The sequence below is a fragment of the Tropicibacter sp. S64 genome, assembly GCF_049803835.1.
Classification (GTDB): Bacteria; Pseudomonadota; Alphaproteobacteria; order Rhodobacterales; family Rhodobacteraceae; genus Pacificoceanicola.
Genome location: NZ_JBNAGK010000004.1, coordinates 53,828 through 74,444, shown reverse-complemented (window position 1 = coordinate 74,444; position 20,617 = coordinate 53,828). Strand labels below are relative to the sequence as shown.

At 66.1% G+C, this 20,617-nt stretch carries 18 protein-coding genes; 9 read left to right on the top strand and 9 right to left on the bottom strand.

From position 1 onward, the window contains the following. Nucleotides 1-12: 12 nt before the first annotated feature. The 3 genes from ACP159_RS07850 to ACP159_RS07840 form a co-directional block, all read right to left on the bottom strand. Complete coding sequence (locus ACP159_RS07850) at nt 13-2,589, bottom strand: putative PEP-binding protein (RefSeq protein ID WP_425099114.1); 2,577 nt, start codon at nt 2,587-2,589, stop codon at nt 13-15. Nucleotides 2,590-2,853: 264 nt separating this feature from the next. Further along, nucleotides 2,854-3,396 (bottom strand): SF0329 family protein, encoded by a 543-nt coding sequence (locus ACP159_RS07845; protein ID WP_425099113.1) that lies wholly within the window; start codon nt 3,394-3,396, stop codon nt 2,854-2,856. 247 nt (nt 3,397-3,643) lie between these two features. Next, entirely contained in the window at nt 3,644-5,440 is a 1,797-nt protein-coding gene (locus tag ACP159_RS07840; protein WP_425099112.1) for a serine protease, read from the bottom strand. 466 nt (nt 5,441-5,906) lie between these two features. Between ACP159_RS07840 and ACP159_RS07835 the strand changes: the two genes are divergently transcribed. The 4 genes from ACP159_RS07835 to glyS all read left to right on the top strand — a co-directional run bounded on the left by ACP159_RS07835 (nt 5,907) and on the right by glyS (nt 10,777). Then, nucleotides 5,907-6,836: a glycine--tRNA ligase subunit alpha gene (locus tag ACP159_RS07835; RefSeq protein ID WP_425099111.1), complete on the top strand. Its 930-nt coding sequence runs from the start codon at nt 5,907-5,909 to the stop codon at nt 6,834-6,836. After that, the gene (locus ACP159_RS07830) at nt 6,833-7,351 is read left to right on the top strand and encodes a DUF6446 family protein (RefSeq protein WP_425099110.1); all 519 of its coding nucleotides are present in this window, start codon (nt 6,833-6,835) and stop codon (nt 7,349-7,351) included. The genes ACP159_RS07835 and ACP159_RS07830 overlap by 4 nt, the downstream gene beginning before the upstream one ends. 69 nt (nt 7,352-7,420) lie before the next feature. After that, nucleotides 7,421-8,278: a DUF1206 domain-containing protein gene (locus ACP159_RS07825; RefSeq protein ID WP_425099109.1), complete on the top strand. Its 858-nt coding sequence runs from the start codon at nt 7,421-7,423 to the stop codon at nt 8,276-8,278. A 90-nt stretch (nt 8,279-8,368) separates the two neighbouring features. Further along, nucleotides 8,369-10,777, top strand: coding sequence for a glycine--tRNA ligase subunit beta (gene glyS, locus ACP159_RS07820; protein ID WP_425099108.1), 2,409 nt, complete (start codon nt 8,369-8,371; stop codon nt 10,775-10,777). 36 nt (nt 10,778-10,813) lie between these two features. On the opposite strand, the gene ACP159_RS07815 is transcribed toward glyS, so the two are convergent. The 4 genes from ACP159_RS07815 to ilvC form a co-directional block, all read right to left on the bottom strand. Beyond that, nucleotides 10,814-11,719, bottom strand: a complete 906-nt coding sequence (locus ACP159_RS07815) for a DMT family transporter (protein WP_425099107.1) — start codon at nt 11,717-11,719, stop codon at nt 10,814-10,816. Between the two features lie 42 nt (nt 11,720-11,761). Beyond that, nucleotides 11,762-12,406: a hypothetical protein gene (locus ACP159_RS07810; RefSeq protein WP_425099106.1), complete on the bottom strand. Its 645-nt coding sequence runs from the start codon at nt 12,404-12,406 to the stop codon at nt 11,762-11,764. A 104-nt stretch (nt 12,407-12,510) separates the two neighbouring features. Further along, nucleotides 12,511-13,104: an N-acetyltransferase family protein gene (locus tag ACP159_RS07805; RefSeq protein WP_425099105.1), complete on the bottom strand. Its 594-nt coding sequence runs from the start codon at nt 13,102-13,104 to the stop codon at nt 12,511-12,513. A gap of 88 nt (nt 13,105-13,192) precedes the next feature. After that, nucleotides 13,193-14,215, bottom strand: coding sequence for a ketol-acid reductoisomerase (gene ilvC, locus ACP159_RS07800; RefSeq protein WP_425099104.1), 1,023 nt, complete (start codon nt 14,213-14,215; stop codon nt 13,193-13,195). A 137-nt stretch (nt 14,216-14,352) separates the two neighbouring features. Here ilvC and ACP159_RS07795 point away from each other — a divergent pair, with 137 nt between their 5' ends. Together ACP159_RS07795 and ACP159_RS07790 are read left to right on the top strand one after the other, a co-directional pair. Continuing rightward, nucleotides 14,353-14,808 carry an Lrp/AsnC family transcriptional regulator gene (locus ACP159_RS07795; protein WP_425099103.1) on the top strand — a complete coding sequence of 152 codons (456 nt, stop codon included), beginning with the start codon at nt 14,353-14,355 and terminating at the stop codon, nt 14,806-14,808. Continuing rightward, nucleotides 14,805-15,260 carry an Lrp/AsnC family transcriptional regulator gene (locus ACP159_RS07790; protein ID WP_425099102.1) on the top strand — a complete coding sequence of 152 codons (456 nt, stop codon included), beginning with the start codon at nt 14,805-14,807 and terminating at the stop codon, nt 15,258-15,260. The genes ACP159_RS07795 and ACP159_RS07790 overlap by 4 nt, the downstream gene beginning before the upstream one ends. A gap of 100 nt (nt 15,261-15,360) precedes the next feature. Here ACP159_RS07790 and ACP159_RS07785 read toward each other — a convergent pair whose 3' ends face one another. Beyond that, the gene (locus ACP159_RS07785) at nt 15,361-16,131 is read right to left on the bottom strand and encodes a hypothetical protein (RefSeq protein WP_425099101.1); all 771 of its coding nucleotides are present in this window, start codon (nt 16,129-16,131) and stop codon (nt 15,361-15,363) included. 150 nt (nt 16,132-16,281) lie between these two features. On the opposite strand from ACP159_RS07785, the gene ACP159_RS07780 reads away from it, so the two are divergent. Beyond that, on the top strand, nt 16,282-17,409 hold the full coding sequence (locus tag ACP159_RS07780) for an aminotransferase class V-fold PLP-dependent enzyme (protein WP_425099100.1): 1,128 nt from the start codon (nt 16,282-16,284) through the stop codon (nt 17,407-17,409). 108 nt (nt 17,410-17,517) lie between these two features. Then, nucleotides 17,518-18,936 (top strand): FAD-binding oxidoreductase, encoded by a 1,419-nt coding sequence (locus ACP159_RS07775; protein ID WP_425099099.1) that lies wholly within the window; start codon nt 17,518-17,520, stop codon nt 18,934-18,936. Between the two features lie 62 nt (nt 18,937-18,998). Here ACP159_RS07775 and ACP159_RS07770 read toward each other — a convergent pair whose 3' ends face one another. Next, nucleotides 18,999-19,733, bottom strand: coding sequence for a glutamine amidotransferase (locus ACP159_RS07770; protein ID WP_425099098.1), 735 nt, complete (start codon nt 19,731-19,733; stop codon nt 18,999-19,001). 120 nt (nt 19,734-19,853) lie between these two features. Between ACP159_RS07770 and ACP159_RS07765 the strand changes: the two genes are divergently transcribed. Continuing rightward, the gene (locus ACP159_RS07765; protein WP_425099097.1) at nt 19,854-20,603 is read left to right on the top strand and encodes a YebC/PmpR family DNA-binding transcriptional regulator; all 750 of its coding nucleotides are present in this window, start codon (nt 19,854-19,856) and stop codon (nt 20,601-20,603) included. Nucleotides 20,604-20,617 lie beyond the last annotated feature (14 nt).

Below are 20,617 nucleotides of genomic sequence, written 5' to 3'. Positions count from 1 at the left end.
GACCGGGACAGATCAGACGTTTTCGCCCAGACGGTCCCGGATCGCCAGCTGCGCCGCCGCCAGCCGCGCCACCGGCACCCGGAAGGGCGAGCAGCTGACGTAGGTCATGCCCAGGGCCCGGCAAAACTGGATGGACTCCGGGTTGCCGCCATGTTCGCCGCAGATCGACAGGGTGATGTCCCGCCGGGCCTGCCGTCCGCGTGCCACGCCGATCGCCACCAGCTCGCCGACCCCGTCCACGTCCAGAACGTGGAACGGGTCCTCGCTGAACACCCCCTGCTGGACGTAGGCCGACATGAAGCGCCCGGCGTCGTCGCGGGACAGGCCATAGGTCATCTGCGTCAGGTCGTTGGTGCCGAAGGACAGAAAATGCGCGTGCTGTGCGATCTCGTCGGCGCGCAGGCAGGCCCTGGGCGTCTCCGCCATGACGCCGAGCCGGTAGGTGAACTCCGCCCCGCGCTCCGCCCGCACCGCCGCCGCCACCGCGTCGATGCGGGTGCGCAGGATCTCGACCTCGCGCTTGGCCGAGACCAGCGGCAGCATGATCTCCGGCACCACCGGCGCGCCATCCCGCGAGGCGTCGAGGGTCGCCTCGAAGATCGCCCGTGCCTGCATGTCGTAGATTTCCGGCACCGTGATCCCGAGCCGCACGCCGCGCATGCCCAGCATCGGGTTGTATTCGCCCATGGCCTCCACACGGCGGGTCACGTCCGACACCGGCAGGTCCAGCGCCTCTGCCAGATCGCGCTGTCCGGCGCGGCTGGTGGGCAGGAACTCGTGCAGGGGCGGGTCGAACAGGCGGATGCAGACCGGCAGCCCCTCCATGATGCGGAACAGCTCGGTGAAGTCCTTGCGCTGCATCGGCAGGAGCATGGCCAGCGCCGCCTCCCGGTCCTGCGGGCTGTCGGCAAAGATCATCTCGCGCATCGGCGTGAGCCGGTCTTCCTCGAAGAACATGTGCTCCGTGCGGCACAACCCGATGCCCTCGGCGGCGAAGTTGCGCGCGGTGGCCGCATCCGCCGGCGTGTCGGCATTGGCACGCACGGCGATGTCCCGCGCCTCGTCCGCCCAGGTCATCAGCGTCTGGAAGCTGTCGTCCAGCACCGGCTCGATCATCTCCGGCGCCCCGGCCAGCACCGCGCCATGGGTGCCGTCGATGGTGATCACATCCCCTGCGCGGAACGTCCGGCCATCCTCCGCCACCAGTTGCTTGCGGCGCATGTTGAATTTCATCCGCGCCGCGCCCACGACGCAGGGCAGGCCGAGGCCGCGCCCGATCACCGCCGCGTGGCTGGTCATGCCGCCGCGTTCTGTCAGCACCGCCACCGCGGCGTGCATGCCCCGGATGTCCTCCGGCGCGGTCTCCCGGCGGACGAGGATACAGGGTTCGTCCCGCGCCGCGCTGGCCTGTGCCTCGTTGGCGGAAAAGACGATCTTGCCGGTCGCCGCGCCCGGGGAGGCGGCGATGCCCATGCCGATCACGTCGCGCGGCGCGTCCGGGGCGACCTGCCGGTGCAGCAGCTCCGACAGCGAATGCGGATCGACCCGCATCAACGCCTCCTGCGGCGGGATGATGCCATCCTCCGCCAGCCGTACCGCGATCCGCACCGCTGCCCGGGGTGAGCGGGCCACGCGGACGCCGTCGAGAATGTGCACATGGCCGTTCTCGAGCGTGAACTCGATCTGCATTTCCGCCCGCAGCCTGCGCCGCATCACCTCGGCGTGGGCCTTCAGCGCTTCGAAGGCCTCCGGCGCGAGCTCCTCGAGCGACGGGCCGCGCGGGTCCCGCGTCAGGTAGAGGCTCTGGCCCTTGCGCTCCAGCGCCTCGCGGCCCTGACTCTGGCTCAGGTAGCGCCCGGTGATCTGCCGCAGGCCGGTGACACTGTCCACCAGTTGCAAAACGCCCGAGCCGCATTCGCCCTTGCCGCCGAGGCCGAGCGCCATCTCCTGCACCACGAGGCCGAGTCCGGCATCCGCCGGTGCACCTCGCGCCTGCCGCAGCAGTCGCGCCGTGGTGCCTTCCCAGGCCCGCGCCATGGAGCGCAGCACCTCGCGCAGCTGCTCGGCGGGGTCCTGGGGGAAAGGCTCCTCGGCTTCCTCCTCATAGGCGGCGAGGGCGGCGGAGAGGCCGGTCTGCCCGACCTCCTCGATGTCATCGAACATGTCCGGGTCGAGCCGGGCCACGTGCACCGCGTAGCCCTGCACGAAGCGCAGGTAGAGCGAGGCGGCGGCCTCCGCGCCGATGCGGTCCGACAGTTCGACGAAGCGGGCGTCGTTCATGCCGATGTTGAGGATCGCGCCGGGGCCACCCCAGTCCGGATCCTCCGAGGAGGGCCGCACGCAAAGCAGCGCGGTTTCCGGGAAACTGCGCACCATGGCGTCGACATCCGGCATCTCGCCCGCCGCGATGCGGTGGACCGCGTCGAAGGAGAGCGCCACGGTGTGCGGCACCGGCAGATCGAGTCGCACCAGGCGCTGCAGACACTTCGCCCGCCCGCCATGGCTCGACGGAGTCATGGGCGAGGTGGCGGTGATGATGGTCACATCCGGGCTGTCAGGCGCCGGTTTCTGCGGTGCGGCGTGAGTCATGCAGCGAACCATACCCGGAAGCGGTTAACAGACAAGCCGGAATTCGGTCGCGGGTGGAAAGTGGATAAGGAGCGGCTAGTCCCGATCAGGGTGCGGGGCAGAGCCCCGCCCTACGAACGCGCCGCGCAAGGGCGCAAACAAGCCGCTTGTCAGGCTGGATGCCCGGCCAGACGGGGCATTGAAGGCCTGCTCTCGATGCGATGATCTGCCAGACGGTTGACCGGTTTGAGCCCGAAGTTACGAATGCTGCACCCGCTATCTATGTCAGCTTTCCGGTTTCGCGATCGGACGTAGTCGGAGCCCTTCGAAGGCGCAACGAACACTAAAAAAGCCCTGTATAAGGCCATGTTCCCCGGAAACGTCCATGGAGGCCAGACGACGCTTGCCAAGTCGCTTGTCGAACATTCCCAGTGCTCGAACGATCATTTGGTCTGACGTCAAGACCTGCTCTAAAGACATATTTAGATAGTCAAACAGGGCGTCGTTGAATTCCCAAAGAGGTATTACGCCCTCTTCTCGCAGTTGCATTTCAACTTCTTTTTGAGCCTCGCGATAGCCGACAATCTGCTCGCGATCCCGGTAGTCCAGACAGTTGCGGTCTTCTTGCAGTTGGCGACTTCTTTCGTAAAACTCGATCATCTGCGTAATCGAGCCCATGCTATGAACACGTTGCCCATCAATCGTTATCCAAGCTTCGCCTTCTTGGTCGTGCGCCTTACGATAACGAGTAGTCCAGACTTCAACGCGCCCCTTAGCACTGTCGGCAAGACCTTCTTCAATTCGCTGCTTCAATTTGCTCCATCTCATGGCCAGATATTTTAGCGGCGCGTTCGCGAAGTCAATGCCGCTGAACCGAAAGCAGCCGTTGAGGCTAGACTGATCAACGGCGGCAAAGTCCGCATTTCAGCCATCCCGGACCCGGCTATTGCACAACGGAGTTCCGAAAGGCGGCCGGTTTCTCGCCACCCTCACTCCTGCCAGCGTCACGCGCCTTTTCGCAAACGGGACGTGCGGGGCATACCCTCAGGCCGCCCCGCTCCCTTGGGCCAGCCGCTTACCAGCAGCTGACCAGAACCGTCATGTCCTTGCCAAGGGCGGTCAGATCCTCCGGCGCCAGCGGGCTGGCGGTGCCGCGGGCCACGGGCTGGATGCCCTGACCGCGCAGGAAATTCAGGATTTCCACCGGCTTGGCGGCGAAGTTCACGCCCTCGGGTAGACGTCGTGCGCCGCCCTCGTCGCCCCGGGGCAGCAGCATCCCGACCACGGTGCCGCCAGTGTCGAAGACCGGGCCGCCGACGTCGCCGGGCAGGGTGGCCATCGCCAGCCGTTTCAGCTGCGGCTCGCCGCCCAGCCCCTGCAGGTCTTCCAGCGTGCCGAAGGTCAGCGAGGGGGCGCCAAGCACGCCGCCGAAGGAATAGCCGGAGACCGCGACTTCCGATTGCAGCCGGGGCGTGTCCACGTTGAACTGTGCCACCTTCCGCGGGGCGAGAGTCGCCTCGGGCCGCAGGATCGCCACGCCGAGCGCGGCATCGGAGGCGACGACGCGGGCGTTGTAAGCGCCTTCCAGCGTCACGCGCTCGCAGGAGGCCACGCTCTCCGCGCTGGTCAGCACGGTGCCGCGGGTGTCGATGAAGAAGCCGGACGCGGTGCCCTTGGGCTTGCGCACCTTGAGGCCGGAGACGAGGTCCACGGACTGGCCCTGATCCGTCACCGTCGCCGGGTCCAGCACGCCGTCGATGCGCTCGAAACTCGCCTTCATCAGGCCGAGCACCCGAGTCCGCCGCTCCTCGTCGCCCGCGGGCCAGACAAGAGTGAAGCCCTTCAGCGCGCCATCCCGCAGGCCAACCTCGGTGTGGCTGACGATGCGGTCGTTCTCGCCGATCAGGGTGAAGCCGTTCGCCTCGCGCGTGCGCTCGCCCTCGAGCGGCACGATTTCCAGCGTCTGCAGGATCTCGTACAGGCCGTTCATGGTCTGACGGTCGCCGGGCTGCGAGATCAGCAACACCTGCGCGCCGAGGTCGGTCCTGGACTTGAACAGCGCGAAGGGCGCTTCGTAACGGTCGAATTCCACCACGCCGAGCGGCAGCTCCATGCGGATCCCCGCGCGGGTGTCGGACACGGTCCGCAGGTCCATGCCGTCGAGGATCGCGTAATACTGGCCCAGCAGCTGCGCCCTTTGGCGGGTGGTCAGCACGCCGGTCGCCTCATGGTCATAGGCCGCCTGCCAGGCCGCCATGGCCCGGCGGGTGCCCGCGCCGAAGGCGCCGTCGATGCCGGAGTTGTAGAACCCGGCCCATTTCAGCGCGATCTGCAACTCGTCGCGCTGCGGGCGAGTCAGCTCGGCTTCGGATTGTCGGGCCTCGCGCACCGTCTCCTCGGGTTCCGGCTCGGGCTGCGGGGCAGGGGCAGGGGCAGGGGTAACCACGGGCGCAGGATCGGCCTGGGCCACGACCGGCGCTTGTGGCTGTGGCGCTGCCGGGGCGGGGTCCGCCTCGGGCTGGACTACATCGGTCTGGCCGATCCGGGCGCCCACCGGCCAGAACTGCTGGCCATAGGCGCCTTCGCTCTCGATGTAGGAATCGCGCGGGATCGCGCCGGTGCGGACCAGCTGGCCGAGCCGCGCCTCCGCATCGGCCCGGCTGTAGGGGCCAAGCGCCACGCCATACCAGCCACCACCGAGCGCGAAGCCGTTCACGTCCTGGAATTCGCCGGAGAAATTGCGCACGCTGTCCTGCGCCCCGCTCAGACTGGTGCGCGCCTCGACCTGGATGTAAACCCGCTCTTCCTGCGCAAATGCCGCACCCGCGACCATGTTCGCCGCCACGAGGGCTGCAAATAGACTTGTCTTCATTACCAACCGGACCCCTGGGCCTTAAAGTTCGATGTCTCTCAGTACAGTCCTGTGTAACAGATGCCCCGGGGGGTGCACGTCAAAATATCCTGACCTTTTCAAAACCCGGTGAGGTGTGTACCGATTGCACTTCCGGGCAGGGGTATGCGGCGATGTCCGGGTCGATCTGGGGAGCAAGGGACGTTTGACGCGACGCAGTCCCGGACCTGATCCGGGACCTCCGCGATCCGCCGGGAAGGCTGCTTGCGCCTGGCCCATCCGTGGCTCCGCCCGTTCGCGCCTCAAACTCTCCGCCGGAGAGTTTGTCGGCTTCGCCGGACCGGCGTTCCCCGGGCTCCGCCCGTTCGTGCCTCAAACTCTCCACTGGAGAGTTTACCGGCTTCGCCGGACCGGCGCTCACCCCCCCGCTTGATCTTCGCCGTCCGGATGCATAATCAGACGCCAACCGAATACCGGGAAGGACGCCATGGCCGAGACGACCACCAAACCGCGCAGTTTCCAGGAGATCATCCTCCGGCTCCAGACCTACTGGGCCACCAAGGGCTGCGCCGTTCTGCAACCCTACGACATGGAAGTCGGCGCGGGCACCTTCCACCCGGCCACCACCCTGCGTGCCCTCGGGACGCAGCCCTGGGCCGCCGCCTATGTCCAGCCCTCCCGCCGCCCCACCGATGGTCGCTATGGCGAGAACCCGAACCGGCTCCAGCACTATTACCAGTACCAGGTCCTCATCAAACCGTCGCCGCCGGACCTTCAGGCCCTGTATCTGGGCAGCCTGGAGGCCATCGGCATCGACCTCGGCCTGCACGATGTGCGCTTTGTCGAGGACGACTGGGAAAGCCCGACCCTCGGGGCTTGGGGCCTTGGCTGGGAAGTCTGGTGCGACGGCATGGAAGTCTCGCAGTTCACCTATTTCCAGCAGGTCGGCGGCCATGACTGCACCCCGGTCTCGGGCGAGCTGACCTACGGTCTCGAACGACTCGCCATGTATGTGCTTGGCGTCGATCACGTCATGGACATGCCGTTCAACGATCCAGCTTCGCCGATCCCGCTGACCTACGGCGACATCTTCCGCCAGACGGAGGAGGAATACTCGCGCCACAACTTCGACGTCGCCAACACCGAGAAGCTCCTCAAGGACTTCGAGAACGCCGAGGCCGAATGCGCGTCGATCCTCGCGCAGGAGCACATCGACCCGAAAACCGGCAAGCGCATCATCATGGCGCATCCGGCCTATGACCAGTGCATCAAGGCCAGCCACATCTTCAACCTGCTCGACGCCCGCGGCGTCATCTCCGTGACCGAACGGCAAGCCTACATCGGCCGGGTCCGGGCGCTGGCCAAGCAATGCGCGGATGCGTTTGTCCAGACCACGGCAGGGGGCTACGCGGCGTGATCGGCAAACTCATGGCGGGGGCCATCGTGATCAGTGCCTTGATCTTCGGCGCGGTGGTCTACTACGCGCAGGTCTACCAGTACTATGAGACCGTCGAGGCCAATGGACAGACGGATGTGCTGCTGACCAATCTCGTCACCGGCGAGCCGGAACCCATCGTCTATGACAGCTTCACCGCCATCGACGCGGACAGCTCCCCGATCCGCTACCGCGCCTGCTTCACCACGACGCTCTCGCTGCCGATGATGACCGAGACTTACGCGCCATACGAGGGCGCCGAGCCGCGCCTCGCCCCCGACTGGTTCGACTGTTTCGACGCCGAGGCCATCGGAGACGCCATCGCCGCCGGCAAGGCCCTCGTCTTCACCGGCCAGCGCAACATCGAATTCGGCATCGACCGGGTCGTGGCCGTCACCGAGGACGGGCGCGGCTATGTCTGGCAGGAAATCAACGACTGCGGCGCGAAGGCCTATGACGGCACGCCGCTCGGCGACGATTGCCCGGTGCGAGAGTAACACCGCCTCACGTTACCGGGAACCAAACCGCCCCTTCATGCGCTGACTCCTCAACCGAGGAGATCAATCATGTCCGACAAAGCCCCCGCCTGGGTCACCCCCGTCATGCGCGCCGGATACTTCGCCCGCGCCGCGGTCTACACCGTCGTCGGCGGCCTCGCGGTCACCGCCGCCATCCGGGGTGGCTCCGCGCAGGGCACCACCGACGCGCTCGCCGACCTCAAGTCCCAGCCATGGGGCAGCCCGCTGCTCTTTGCCATCGGCCTCGGGCTCATCGCCTACATGGTCTGGCGGCTGATCGACGCATGGATGGACCTGGAGGATTACGGCACCGGCGCCAAGGGCACCATCGCCCGCACGGGCCTGATCGTCACCGGGCTGATCCATGCGGCCATCGGCGCCTCCGTCATCGGGCTGGCCCTCGGGCAGTCCGGCAAGGACGAGGGCACGCAAGGTTTCGTTCAGACCGTGCTGCAATGGCCCTATGGCACATGGCTGGTCGTCGGCGTCGGCGCGGCAACCATCGGGGCGGGCATCTACTACGCCTACAAGGGCTTCGCCGAGAAGTACAAGGAACACATCCGCGTCACCCGCACCACGCGCCGCCTTGATCCGGTGCTCAAATTCGGCTGCATCGCCGAGGGCGTGGTGATCGGCATCATCGGCATGCTGATCGTCTACGCCGGGTACACCGCCAACCCCGAGCAGGCGGGCGGCGTTGGCGAGGCGCTCGGCGAGATCCGCTCCTTCGCCTTCGGACGCATACTGCTGGCCATCGTCGGTCTGGGCCTCATCGCCTTCGCGGTGGAGAACGTTATCGAGGGCGTCTATCGCATCATTCCGCGCCGCGCCGGTTCGGACGTCATGTCCATGGCCCGCCGCGCCAAACTCAAGGCCGAGGGCAAGCTGCGCGAAGTCACCGCCTGACCGCTTGCTCCCCGGGGCGTTGCCCGGTAATCACCCCTGCAAACCGACCCCCGCTCGCGCCCCGGCGCGGGCGCATTTGCAGGTGAGACGATGCCCGACCTTCTGATTGAACTCTTCTCCGAGGAAATCCCCGCCCGCATGCAGGGCAAGGCCGCCGAGGATCTGAAGAAACTCGTGACGGACGGGCTGGTGGAGGCAGGTCTGACCTATGCCGGGGCCGCCGCCTTCTCGACGCCGCGCCGCCTGACGCTGACTTTGGAGGGGCTGACCGCCGAAAGCCCGACCCTGACGGAGGAACGTCGCGGCCCGAAGGTCGGCGCACCGGAGCAGGCGCTGGAGGGCTTCCTGCGCGGGGCAGGGGTGACGCGTGAGCAGCTGGAAGAGCGGGAAGAGAAGAAGGGCAGCTTCTACTACGCGAAGGTGACGACCCCGGGCCGCAAGGCCGAGGCCATCGTCGCCGAAGTGCTGGAAAAGACCATCCGCAATTTCCCCTGGCCGAAGTCCATGCGCTGGGGCTCTGGCTCCCTGCGCTGGGTCCGGCCGCTGCATTCGATCCTCTGTTTGCTGGTGACCGAGGCCGGGGCGGAGGTGGTCGATCTCGACATCGACGGCATCAAGGCCGGGCGCTCCACCGAAGGCCACCGCTTCCTGAGCCATGGCCGCTTCGATGTCTCGTCCTTCGAGGATTACGAGGCCAAGCTGAAGAAGGCCAGGGTCATCCTCAACCCCGCCGAACGGGCCGACGCGATCTGGCAGGAGGCCACTTCGCAGGCCTTCGCACAGGGCCTTGAAGTCGTCGAGGATCAGGGTCTTCTGCGCGAGGTGGCTGGCCTTGTCGAATGGCCCGTGGTGCTCATGGGGAGCATCGCGGACACCTTCCTCGGCCTGCCGCCGGAGGTGCTGCAAACCTCGATGAAGGAGCATCAGAAGTTCTTCTCCGTGAAGAACCCCAAGACCGGCCGCATCGAGAAATTCGTCACCGTCGCCAACATCGAGACGGCGGACAACGGCGCGACGATCCTCGCGGGTAACCAGAAGGTGCTCGCCGCGCGGCTCTCGGATGCGAAATTCTTCTGGGAGAACGACCTGCGCGTGGCGAAGGGGGCCGGGCTGACCGCATGGACGGACCGGCTGTCGAACGTGACCTTCCACAACAAGCTCGGCTCGCAAAAAGCCCGCATCGACCGCATCGCGGCGCTGGCCCGCGAGATCGCGCCGCTGATCGGGGCCGATGTGGAGCGCGCCGGGCAGGCGGCAGAGGTGGCCAAGGCCGACCTGTCGTCCGAAATGGTCTACGAATTCCCGGAATTGCAGGGTCTCATGGGGCGGTATTACGCCGAAGCCGCAGGTCTTCCGGCGGATGTGGCTGCGGCGTGTCAAGAGCATTACTCGCCCCTCGGCCCGTCCGACGACGTGCCCACCGCGCCGACCTCCGTCGCCGTGGCGCTGGCCGACAAGCTGGATACCTTGACGGGGTTCTGGGCGATTGACGAGAAGCCCACGGGGTCCAAAGACCCGTTTGCGCTGAGAAGGGCGGCGCTGGGGGTTATTCGGTTGGTTGTGGGGAATGGGCAGCGGCTCTGCTTGCAAAGGATATTGTTTTCTTCGTTAAAGGAGGTGCTCATGTCCGCCGACTTTTCCGGTATGCATTCCAATCCATTCGGGGAGTTCGTAGACCACGAAGAAGAAATGCAAGCGCTCACGAGCATTCCTGCCAACGGACAAATAAGCATGATCCTGCGTTCGGATAAGGCGTTCGACATATACTTGAAAAGAAGTCGGGAGGGATATTATTTTTCTGACCGAGACGCCTATTTTTCAGACCGAAAAGCAGCTTCTAGTTTAATTGAAGAAATCAGTTGCTATAAAGATCAATTGCGGTTCTTGTCTGGCAAAGACGAAATTGCAGCTTGGGGCGATGCACAGCAAGACGCCGCTGAGGAACGTTTTTCCCCGGCTTTCGGGTCGGTGTCAAACGACCTCCTCTCCTTCATCCACGACCGCCTCAAGGTCTTCCTGCGCGATCAGGGCATTCGCCATGACGTCATCGACGCCTGCCTTGCCATGCCGAACGCGGATGACCTGACGATGCTGGTCAAGCGGGCACAGGCGCTTCAAGGCATGGTCGGCAGCGAAGACGGCACGAACCTCGTGCAGGGCTTCAAGCGGGCGAACAACATTCTGTCTCAGGCCGAAGCCGCCGATGGTGTCGAATACTCCTTCGGCGCGGACATCAAGTTCGCCGAGGAAGACGCGGAAAAGGCGCTGTTCTCCGCGCTGGAGAAGGCCGATGAGATGATCAAGCCCGCCATGGCGGAGGAAGACTTTGCCAAGGCGATGGAAGCCATGGCCGCGCTGCGCGGTCCCATCGACGCTTTCTTCGAGGCGGTGCAGGTCAATGCGGAGAACCAGATCGTCCGCCGCAACCGCCTGAACCTGCTCGGCAGCATCCGCAAGACCTGCTCGCAGGTGGCGGATCTGACCAAACTGGACGGGTGAGACAGTGCGCCCCGGGCCTGACCCGGGGCTTCCCGCTCAGCGCCCGAACAGCCGTCTGAGCGCCCCCCACTGGCTCAGGAAGACCCCGACGAGGATCAACACCAGGGCGACAAGCAAACTCGGGTGCAGCGGTTCGCCCAAGAGCAGCACCCCGAGGAACACGGACCAAAGCGGCACCTGGTAGTTCGTCAGGCTCATGAAGACCGGCCCGGCGCTGCGGATCACCAGCACGCGCAAAAGGTTCGCCCCCGCTGTCGGCAGCAGCCCCAGAACCGCCACCACCAGCAGCGTCTGCCCGTCCGGCAGCACCGGCGCCCCCTCCTGCAGCCAGGCCAGCGGGATGACAAAGGCGGTGCCGATCACCAGCGGCACCGCCGCGAGACCGAAGCTGTCCACCGGCGGCATCCGCCGCATGGTCACACTGGTCACCGCGTAGCATCCCGCCGCCGCGATGCAGGCCAGCCGCCCAAGCGGCTCCAGCGCCTCGCCCGACTGCGCCAGCGCCTCCGGCCCGATCAGCACCGCCACCCCGGCGAACCCGATCAGGAAACCGATCAGCCGCCGCAGGGTCATCCGCTCTCCCGGCACGAAGACGTGCGCCAGCGGCAGCACCATCAGCGCCACCGCCGCCATCGACACGCCCGCGAAGCCCGAGGTCACGTATTGCAGCCCCCAGGACAGCAGCACGAAGGGCACCGCCGTGCTCAGCAGGCCGACGACGATCAGCGCCCCCCAGGCCCGCGCCTCCGTCAGCCAAAGCCGACCGCCGAGCATGAGCCAGACCACCACCGTCAACGCCATGGCAAAGCCGATGCGCCCGGCGGCGAGCCAGACCGGGGTGATGCCGCGCAGGGCGATTTCCATGAAGAGGAACGTGGCACCCCAGACAAAGCCGAGCGCCAGAACCATGGCCCAGCTGCGGGGCGTGATGTCGGGTGTCATGCGGGGGGCGTAGACCGAAAGCCCGCCCCCCGCAAGAGCCTCTCAGCCTGCCTTGCGCCGCCGCACCGCCAACGCCCCGAGCGCCCCCAGAAGCAGCAGCCCGCCCGCCGGAAGCGGCGCGGCGGCGATGGGCGATTCCATGGTGAATACCCGTACGTAATCCCCCGGCGTCCCGGCACTCCAGTCGTAGTTAAGACGGTAAGGATTGCCGCTGTCGATCCACACCAGATCCCCGGCCTCCAGCCCGCGCAAACTCGGGTTGAGGTAGGTCACCGTGTTGTTGATCAGGTAGTCGGAGTTGGCGAGGTTGGTGGTCGAGGTGGCGACGCCGTAGATCATCGCGTCGAACAGCACGTATCCAATGGCGCTTTTCCCGCCGGTGCCGGGCGGATCGTAGAAGACATAATGGCTTGCCACCACGTCTCCGGTGGTCGGAGACGTGCCCACGTCGACGGTGATCGGCGTGGTAATCGTGATGTTCTGGTCCTCGTTGAAGGCATAGACATTGTTGTCGTTGAACGTGTCATTGCCGACGGAAAGACCGGTCAGGGCGCCGCCGGTCAGAATGTTGAACGACCCGCCCGCCGTGAAGGCCGCGCCGCCTGTCAAGGTGCCGCCGGTCACGACGGCCGAGGCCTCCGAGGCAAGAAAAAGAGCCGCGCAGGCAGCAATTGATAAAGTCTTCATTTGGACCCCCTCAGGTCTGGAAAAAACTTGGAAGCCCAACGATCCTATACCAAAGAGGGGGATTTGTCCAAACGACTCGCCCTTGGCGCGTGTGTGTGGCGGTCTCAGCGTGTGAGCCAGGCCAGCAACGCGACCGGCAGCAGCAGCGCGAGCGCCGCAACGAGTTCCGGAGGCAGGCGCCAGCGGCGGCGCGGCAGGGTCACGCCCTTGCGCGGGTGCACCAGGATGTGAATGCGCCGCCCGTCGTCTTTCACGCCGTGGTTGCGCCAGTCGAGGAACCCGGCACGGCGGAAGGCGGCGGTGCTGGCGGTATTCCAGTCGGCAATCGTCCCGGCGAGGAAGTCCCAGCCAGCCTTCTCCTGCAGCCGGATCGCCTCCGCCAGCAGCGCCGGGGCGATCCGGCGGCCGCGTTGCCGCTCGTCGACCCAGATGTCGTTGACCATGGCCAGCGACTGGCCCTCTTCCGGTGCGCTGAGCAGCATGTACCCGGCGAATTGCCCCTCGCGAAACGCCGCCAGCACCGCGTGGCGGGGGCTGCCCTGCAAGGCCTCGTTCAGCCATTCATGGAGGATGGAGTCCCGGAACGGACCGGAGGGCTCCCCGGCACGATGGGTGTTGTGCAGCTTATACGTCGTCTCCGCCGCCCGCAGCACCGGGCCCAGCAGAGCCGTATCGGCCGGAAGAATGTCGACGGTCATGCGTTTCCTTACCCGGCGTTCGGTCTGCCCAATAAAAAGGGGCAGCGCAAGACTGCGCCGCCCCCCGGAACCGGACCGATCGTCGCGATCAGTTCTTCGTCTTGTCGACCATCTTGCCGGCGGAGATCCACGGCATCATGTCGCGCAGCTTCTTGCCGACCTGCTCGATCTGGTGTTCGTCGTTGGCGCGGCGCGAGGCCTTGAGGGTCGGCTGGCCGACGGCGTTCTCGAGCATGAAATCCCGCACGAACTTGCCGCGCTGGATGTCCTCGAGGACCTCTTTCATGCGGGCCTTGGTCTCGGCGTAGGGCAGGATGCGCGGGCCGGTGACATACTGGCCGTACTCGGCGGTGTTGGAGATCGAGTAATCCATGTTGGCGATGCCGCCTTCGTAGATCAGGTCGACGATCAGCTTCACCTCGTGCAGGCACTCGAAATAGGCCATTTCCGGCGCGTAGCCGGCTTCCACGAGGGTCTCGAAGCCCATGCGGATCAACTCGACAAGACCGCCGCAGAGCACGACCTGCTCACCGAAGAGGTCGGTTTCGCACTCTTCGCGGAAGTTGGTCTCGATGATGCCCGAACGGCCGCCACCGATCGCGGAGCAATAGGACAGACCGATTTCCAGCGCCTTGCCGGTGGCGTCCTGATGCACCGCCACGAGGCAGGGCACGCCGCCGCCCTTGACGTATTCGCCGCGCACGGTGTGACCCGGGCCCTTCGGCGCCATCATGATGACGTCGACGCCTTCCGGCGCCTCGATCAGGCCGAAGTGCACGTTCAGGCCGTGGGCGAACGCGATGGCGGCGCCCGGCTTCAGGTGATCCTTGACGTGCTTGCGATAGGTCTCGGCCTGCAGTTCGTCGGGCATGGTGAACATGATGACGTCGCACCAGGCGGCCGCCTCGGAGATGCCCATGACCTTCAGGCCCTCGGCCTCGCACTTCTTCGCGGAGGGCGAGCCTTCGCGCAGCGCGATGACGACGTTCTTCGCGCCGGAGTCGCGCAGGTTCAGCGCGTGGGCGTGGCCCTGGGAGCCGTAGCCGAGGATGGCGACCTTCTTGTCCTTGATCAGGTTCACGTCGCAGTCGCGGTCGTAGTAAACGCGCATGTCTCTATCCTTCCTGGGATGGTTTGTTGATTGAGGGGCACTCTAGCGGGGGCGGGGCGAGAGTGTTTGCGTTCTTCGGGTATTTTTGCCAAAGAGAAGCAGAGTTATTCTCCAAATCGACGTTTGGCGGTTTTTTCATGCTCGATGACACCGATCGGCGCATTCTGCGCTACTATCAGTCGGACCCGGAGGCGGCGGCTTCGGTGCTGGCGGAGCGCGCGGGTGTGACTGCCTCGACGCTGGCGCGGCGGCTGGAGCGGCTGCGCGATCTCGGGATCCTGCGCGGGGTACGCGGCGTGATCCACTGGCCGTCGCTGGGCTATGAGGTGGAGGTGTCGCTGCGGGTGACGCTGGACAAGACCGTGGCGCGAGCCTTCGACGATTTTCTCGCCGCCGCCCGGCTGGTGCCGGAGGTGCTGGAGATCCAGACCTTCCTCGGACAGGTGGACGTACGGCTTTCGGTGATTGCCCGCGACATGGCGCATTACCAGCGTCTATACCGTGAGAAACTGCTGACCCTGCCGCATATCGCGGATGTGGAGGCGCTGATGCATGTGGCCAAGCTCAAGGCCGAGGAGACCCTGCCGCTGTGATTTCCCTCGACGACATCGACCGCGCCTTGGTGCGAGCGCTGGCGCAGGATGCCACGGCGAGCGCTGGCGCCTTGGGGCGGGCGTTGGGCCTGTCGCAACCGGCCTGCTGGCGGCGCATCAAGCGGCTGCGCGAGGCTGGGGTGTTCCGCACAGCCCGGCTCGATGTGGACGCGGCGGCGCTGGGGTTTGGCGTGACGGTCTTCCTCGGCGTGAAGCTGGCGGCGAAGGGGCGTGTTTCGCTGGACGACTTCGAGCGCGCGGTGACGGCGATCCCGGAGGTGCAGACGGTGGAGCATGTGCTTGGCGCCTATGACTACCGGCTGCGGGTCGTCGCGCGGGACATTTCCGATTTCGAGCGGGTGCTGCGGCGGCGGATCATGACGCTGCCGGGTGTCGGCAATCTGGACGCTAACGTGCTTCTGAGCGAGGAGCGGCTGGCGGGGCCGGTCTGAGGCGTGATCTTACCCGTGGGTAAGGTTTTCGTTCCGTATCAATGGCTTGTTAATCTTTTGGCAATTTCGGTGAAGCCATCCTTGCCAGATCGCACGGCGCTCATGCCCCCGGGAAAATCGCCTTCATCTCCCGCTCGAACCGCGCCCAGCTCATGGTTGCCGCATTCCCCGCGACGCCGCTGTAATGCGACTTGCCGGAGGAATTCGGCAGCCCTGCCCAGATCTTCGCGATATTGTTCATGAAGTCCCGCCGCCCGAGCCGCCCGGCGACGAGGCTCTCGAAGCCCGCCTCCGCCAGCAATTGATCCGCGAGCCGGTCCTGCAGCTGCGGCGAAAAGCGCGTGCGCGGATCGACCCCGAGCGTGTTCACCAGCCGCCGCAGCGTCGCCGGAATGAACTGGTAGCGGCCAATGGCGTGGTGCTGGCCCGGGGTCGCCTTGATCCAGTCGTAGATTTCCTGAACGGTCATCGCCGTGGGCCGCTTCGGCGTCTTGATCTTCGCCGACCAGACCACCGCGTCGTAGCCCATCGGCCCGGCCTCCGCCTTGGCGATCAGGTGGCGCAGGCGCTCCGCCTGGGTGCCGCCGATCAGGGGCGCGTCGAAGCGGGCGGGGGCAAAGCTGCGCTGCGTCGGGGTCCGGTCCCTCGGGGGCAGGGGGGCAAAGAGGCTGCCGCCGCTCTGGCCGGTGAACAGGCTGGCAGCGCGGGTGTCGCCGCTGTCCTTCTGCCGCGGAGACAGGTCGACCAGCGCTCGCGCACCACCACCTTGCAGGAAGACTGTGGCGGCCTCGGCATGGCTCCCGCGCGGCAGGCCCGCAAACACCAGAATACTCATCAAGGCGGCCAGCGCCGCGCGGTACACCACAGGCATTCTGCCCTCATTGTCGTCACATCCGGCACCCACTGTGACGCATCGGGGTTGAGATTTCCTTGCCGGTGCCGGAAATTCCGCATTTCGCCCTGTACCCGCCCCGCCGCCCTGCGCTACCCCTTTGGCAAAGCCGCAATTTGGGAGGATGCCATGGGTGCCTTGCTTGAAACGGTCGATCCGTCAGGGATGGACGAATTTTCCGTGGTCTTCACCGACCGCTCGCTCAATCACATGTCGAAGGACTTCCAGCAGGTGATGCGGGACATCTCCGCCATGCTGCGTGAAGTCTACCACGCGGATGGCGTGGCGCTGGTGCCCGGCGGCGGGACCTATGCCATGGAGGCGGTGGCGCGGCAGTTCGCCAAGGGCCAGGACGTGCTTGTCGTGCGCAACGGCTGGTTCTCCTACCGCTGGAGCCAGATCGTCGAGACCGGCGGGCTGACTGCCTCGGCGACGGTGATGAAGGCGCGGCAGACCGGCAACGCCAAGGACGCGCCGTTTGCGCCCTGTCCGATCGAGGAGGTCGAGGCGAAGATCGCGGAGATCAGGCCAGCGGTGGTCTTTGCCCCGCATGTGGAAACCTCCGCCGGGGTGATCCTGCCGGACGACTACATCACGCGGATGGCGGCGGCGGCGCATGGCGTGGGCGCGTTGATGGTACTCGACTGCATCGCCTCGGGCTGCATCTGGGTCGACATGCGGGCGACGGGCGTGGACGTGCTGATCTCCGCGCCGCAGAAGGGCTGGTCCTCCACCCCCTGCGCCGGGCTGGTGATGCTCTCCGAGCGCGGCATGGCGCGTCTGGCGGAGACCACCTCCGACAGTTTCGCGGTGGATTTGAAGAAGTGGCAGCAGATCATGGCCGCCTACGAAGGTGGCGGTCATGCCTACCATGCGACCATGCCGACCGATGGCCTCAAGATGTTCCGCGATGCCATGGCGGAGACGAAGGCCTATGGTTTCGCCCGGCTGAAGTCGGCGCAATGGGAGTTGGGCGAGAAGGTGCGGGCGATGTTCGCGGCCAAGGGCGTGCGCTCGGTGGCCGCCGATGGCTATGGCGCACCGGGGGTGGTGGTGAGCTACACCAGCGATCCCGAGGTGCAGTCCGGCCGGGCCTTTGCCGCGCGGGACATGCAGATCGCCGCGGGCGTGCCCTTGCAATGTGACGAGCCGGAGGGCTTTTCGACCTTCCGGATCGGGCTGTTCGGGTTGGACAAGCTTTATGACGTGGACGGAACCGTATCGCGTCTCAAGCGTGTGGTAGACGCGGTGCTGTAACGCGCGACATCGTCTCGGGTCTGACCCGGGACCTCCTGCCTCGATGACCCCGAGGCCCCGGATCAGGTCCGGGGCCGTGTTTCTCCAGAGACTGCCCGCGAACCCGACATGCCCCTCAATCCCGCCGACACCGCTTTCCTCGACACGCTTGCCGCAGAGTTGCCCGAGGGCATGCTACGGCCTGCGGAGGCGCGCTATCTCGAAGACCCACGCGGGCGCTGGGGCAGCAATGCCACCCATGTCGCCCTGCCGCGCACGGTCGATGAGGTGGCCCGCATCGTGAAGGCCTGCGCGGCGGCGCGGGTCGGGCTTGTGCCCTACAGCGGCGGCACGGGTCTCGTCGGCGGGCAGATCCCGCGCGAGACGGCTGTGCCCCTGTTGCTGTCGCTGGAGCGGCTGAACGCGGTCAGGGCGGTCTATCCGGAGGAGAGCGTGCTGGTGGCGGAGGCGGGCTGCATCCTTGCGGATGTGCAGGTCGCGGCGGACGGCGCGGGCAAGCTGTTTCCCCTGTCGCTCGCCTCCGAAGGCTCGGCCCGGATTGGCGGTCTGCTTTCGACCAACGCCGGCGGCGTGAACGTGCTGCGCTACGGCAACACGCGCGATCTGGTGCTCGGGGTGGAGGCGGTGCTGCCGGACGGGCAGGTCTTCCACGGGCTGAAACGGCTCCGGAAGGACAATACCGGCTATGACCTGCGGCATCTGCTGATCGGCGCGGAGGGCACGCTCGGGGTGATCACGGCGGCCTCGCTGAAGCTCTCTCCGAGACCGGCAGAGATCGGCACCGCGCTGCTCACAGTCCCGGGGCCGGCGGCGGCGCTGTCGCTGCTGTCGATGGCACAGGACCGGATCGGCGAGGGGGTGAGCGCGTTCGAACTGATGCACCGGACCGGCTTCGACTTCCTGCGCGAGACGCTGCCGGAGATTCGCTTGCCTTGGGAGGACGCGCCGGAGTGGTGCGTGCTGATCGAACTGGGCTTCTCCGCCGGGCAGGACCCGCAAGCCGCTCTGGAAGGGCTGTTCGAAGCGGGGTTCGAGGCCGGGCTGGTGACGGACGGGCTGATCGCGCAATCGCTGCAACAGGGGCAGGACTTCTGGAACCTGCGCGAGCATTTTCCGGAGGCGAACAAGCGCATCGGCGCGGTGGCGAGCCACGATATTTCCCTGCCCCTGTCGGAGGTTGCGGGGTTCATCGCGGAGGCAACACAAGTCTTGGGGCAAATCGGCGACTGGCGGATCAACTGCTTTGGCCACCTGGGTGACGGCAACCTGCATTTCAACGTCTTCCCGCCCGCGGGCGTGGCGAAGGCGGCGTTGAAAGGGCGCAGCGCGGAGGTGACGGCGCTGGTGCACGATCTTGCGGACGCGCGCGGCGGCTCGGTCAGTGCGGAGCATGGCATCGGGCGGCACAAGGTCGGCGACCTGGAGCGCTACGGCGATCCGGCGAAACTGTGGGCGATGCGGGCGATCAAGGATGCGCTCGATCCTTGCGGCATCATGAACCCCGGGGCGGTGCTGCGCGAGCGGTGAGGCGGGAGCGATTTCTTGAAAAGAAATCGGATCGGAAACTTTGCAAGTTTCCGGGCCTGTCCTCACCGATACCGCTGAACGAAGCCTTCGAGGATCCGCGCGGGCCAGGTCACATCCGCGGCGCGGCACATGGCGATCAGGTCGTCTGCGGTTTCCGGCGGAAAATAGCCTTTGTCCTTGTAGATCCGGATGCGCGTTTCGAACCCCGCCGCGTCCGCTTCCGGATGGAACTGCGTGGCATAGACGTTCTCGCCGTGGCGGATCATCTGGAACGGGCAGGCCTCCGACGACAGCAGGTGCACCGCGCCTTCCGGCAGGACTTGCAGCGCCTCCTTGTGGCCGACGAAGGCGTCGAAGCGCTCCGGAAGGCCCGCCAGCAGCAGATCGGCCAAACCGGCCTCCGTCTTGACGCAGGTCGATGGGCCGACCGGCTCGCCGAACCGGGCCTTGGACACCTCCGCCCCGAGGTGGTGGCCCAGAATGCCGATGCCGTAGCAACAGCCCATGAACGGAACGTCATGCGCCGTGATCGCGGGCATCAGCGACAGGCACGCCGCCTCGATCCTTGCCTCAACCGGCGTCTTGTCCCGCGGCGCGTCGGACACACAGCCTGGACCGCCACCGACGATCACCCCCGCGTAATCCAGCGGCGAGAGCCCGTCTGGCAGGTCCTCGCAATCGAGCCGGAGACGATGCACCTCGGCCTCGCGCAGCCCGCCCTTGGCAAGGATCGCGCGGTATTCATCATCGCTGGCCTCGGGTTCGGGACGCAGCTGGAGGAGGAGGAAACGGGCCATGGCCAAGGCTTAGGCATGCGCGCGACGAAAGCCAAGCCCACCCTTGGCAAACGCCCCCCGCATGACCTATAGAGACGCAGATTTTTCCACACCGAGACCACCCGAGAAGAGGCATTCACCATGGCCGGCCACAGTAAATGGGCAAACATCCAGCACCGCAAGGGCCGTCAGGACAAACTGCGGGCCAAGCTGTTCTCCAAGCTTTCCAAGGAGATCACCATCGCTGCGAAGATGGGCGATCCCGATCCGGACAAGAACCCGCGCCTGCGCCTCGCGGTGAAGGAAGCACGCGGCCAGTCCATGCCGAAGGACAACATCGAACGCGCCATCAAGAAGGCCGTCGGCGGTGAGGGCGAGGATTACGAGGAAATCCGCTACGAGGGCTATGGCCCGAACGGCGTCGCGGTGATCGTCGAGGCGATGACCGACAACCGCAACCGCACCGCGTCCAACGTGCGCTCCACCTTCACCAAGAACGGCGGTAACCTCGGCGAGACCGGCTCCGTCGGCTTCATGTTCGAGCGCAAGGGCGAGATCATCTATCCGGCTTCCGTGGGCGATGCCGACACCGTCATGATGGCGGCGATCGAGGCCGGGGCGGAGGATGTGGAATCGTCCGAAGAGGGCCACGTGGTCTACTGCGCCGATACCGACCTCGGCGAGGTCTCCTCGGCGCTGGAGGCGGCCCTTGGCGAAAGCGAGAGCACCAAGCTGATCTGGAAGCCGACCACCACGACGGAACTCGACCTCGAAGGTCTGCAAGGGCTGATGAAGCTGGTGGACGCGCTGGAAGACGACGACGACGTGCAGCGCGTGACGACCAACTTCGAGGCCTCCGACGCCGTCATGGAACAGTTCGACGCCGCCTGAGTTCGGAAGCATGA

Coding starts and splice junctions, on each gene's coding strand:
- ACP159_RS07850 (WP_425099114.1), bottom strand. CDS start 2,589: ATGACTCACGCCGCACCGCAGAAACCGGCGCCTGACAGCCCGGATGTG.
- ACP159_RS07845 (WP_425099113.1), bottom strand. CDS start 3,396: ATGAGATGGAGCAAATTGAAGCAGCGAATTGAAGAAGGTCTTGCCGAC.
- ACP159_RS07840 (WP_425099112.1), bottom strand. CDS start 5,440: ATGAAGACAAGTCTATTTGCAGCCCTCGTGGCGGCGAACATGGTCGCG.
- ACP159_RS07835 (WP_425099111.1), top strand. CDS start 5,907: ATGGCCGAGACGACCACCAAACCGCGCAGTTTCCAGGAGATCATCCTC.
- ACP159_RS07825 (WP_425099109.1), top strand. CDS start 7,421: ATGTCCGACAAAGCCCCCGCCTGGGTCACCCCCGTCATGCGCGCCGGA.
- glyS (WP_425099108.1), top strand. CDS start 8,369: ATGCCCGACCTTCTGATTGAACTCTTCTCCGAGGAAATCCCCGCCCGC.
- ACP159_RS07815 (WP_425099107.1), bottom strand. CDS start 11,719: ATGACACCCGACATCACGCCCCGCAGCTGGGCCATGGTTCTGGCGCTC.
- ACP159_RS07810 (WP_425099106.1), bottom strand. CDS start 12,406: ATGAAGACTTTATCAATTGCTGCCTGCGCGGCTCTTTTTCTTGCCTCG.
- ACP159_RS07805 (WP_425099105.1), bottom strand. CDS start 13,104: ATGACCGTCGACATTCTTCCGGCCGATACGGCTCTGCTGGGCCCGGTG.
- ilvC (WP_425099104.1), bottom strand. CDS start 14,215: ATGCGCGTTTACTACGACCGCGACTGCGACGTGAACCTGATCAAGGAC.
- ACP159_RS07795 (WP_425099103.1), top strand. CDS start 14,353: ATGCTCGATGACACCGATCGGCGCATTCTGCGCTACTATCAGTCGGAC.
- ACP159_RS07785 (WP_425099101.1), bottom strand. CDS start 16,131: ATGCCTGTGGTGTACCGCGCGGCGCTGGCCGCCTTGATGAGTATTCTG.
- ACP159_RS07780 (WP_425099100.1), top strand. CDS start 16,282: ATGGGTGCCTTGCTTGAAACGGTCGATCCGTCAGGGATGGACGAATTT.
- ACP159_RS07775 (WP_425099099.1), top strand. CDS start 17,518: ATGCCCCTCAATCCCGCCGACACCGCTTTCCTCGACACGCTTGCCGCA.
- ACP159_RS07770 (WP_425099098.1), bottom strand. CDS start 19,733: ATGGCCCGTTTCCTCCTCCTCCAGCTGCGTCCCGAACCCGAGGCCAGC.
- ACP159_RS07765 (WP_425099097.1), top strand. CDS start 19,854: ATGGCCGGCCACAGTAAATGGGCAAACATCCAGCACCGCAAGGGCCGT.